Genomic DNA, 819 nt, shown 5'->3' on the forward strand with positions numbered 1-819 from the left:
TAAAAACTCTATCGTCTTTTTTTAATACAAGAAAGGAGTTTTTTATGAAAAAATTAGAACAACTAAGACAAGAGTCAAAAGAAATAAAAGATAAAATTGACCATACAGAAGAAAGATTAAGGCAACTAAAAAATCAAGAAAAGAAGATATTAAAACAAGACATAGTAAAAAGAAGAAAAGAAAGAACTCATAGGCTAATAACTAGAGGAGCAATATTAGAAAGCCTTATAGAAAATGCAGAAGAACTAACAGATGAAGAAATAAAAATCCTACTAGAAGAAGCAACAAAGACAAAAGAATTCAAAGAAACACTAAAAATAATGAGAGAAAATTAAGAAAAATAAAATAATCAAATATCCCTTAGATTTTCTAAGGGCGCAATTATACACCCTAAAGGGTGCTTGCGTCCTGCGGAGCCAAACCCTTGCAGGGAGCAACAACCATTCGCTTTTTAAAAGTCAAGGGTAAATAAACTCGCTAACGCTCGCCCTTGACTTTTAAAATTTGAAATGAAAGTAACAATTAAGCCGACATACTGAAACAACAAAAATTAATTCAGTAGTCGGCTTTTTCTATTCTATCATTTCAAAACGCTCATTCACAAGGTGGCTATAAAAAATCTATTAAGCCTCCACCTAAAACAACAAAAAAGAAAGGAAGTGATAAAAATGGCAGACAGTTTTCATTTTTCAGTAAACATAATATCAAGAGGAAAAGGCAAAAGTGCAGTAGCAAGTGCAGCATATATAAGTGGAGAAAAAATAAAAAATGAATGGGACGGAGTAACCCATGACTATACAAGAAAAGAAAAAGTATTAG

2 protein-coding genes are annotated in these 819 nt (G+C 31.3%); both read left to right on the plus strand.

Going from position 1 to position 819, the window contains the following annotated elements; all coding sequences use genetic code 11:
• The first annotated feature begins 44 nt into the window (after positions 1-44).
• Positions 45-335 carry a DUF3847 domain-containing protein gene (locus tag BQ7400_RS00005; RefSeq protein WP_072469049.1) on the plus strand — a complete coding sequence of 97 codons (291 nt, stop codon included), beginning with the start codon at positions 45-47 and terminating at the stop codon, positions 333-335.
• A gap of 333 nt (positions 336-668) precedes the next feature.
• A partial coding sequence (locus BQ7400_RS00010) for a MobA/MobL family protein (RefSeq protein ID WP_180371927.1) occupies positions 669-819 on the plus strand: 151 nt, incomplete at its 3' end.

Origin of the sequence: Urinicoccus massiliensis, assembly GCF_900120405.1 — a bacterium.
Classification (GTDB): Bacteria; Bacillota; Clostridia; order Tissierellales; family Peptoniphilaceae; genus Urinicoccus; species Urinicoccus massiliensis.

Excerpts from the sequence above, each read along its gene's own strand:
- BQ7400_RS00005 (WP_072469049.1), top strand. The coding sequence starts at position 45 with ATGAAAAAATTAGAACAACTAAGACAAGAGTCAAAAGAAATAAAAGAT.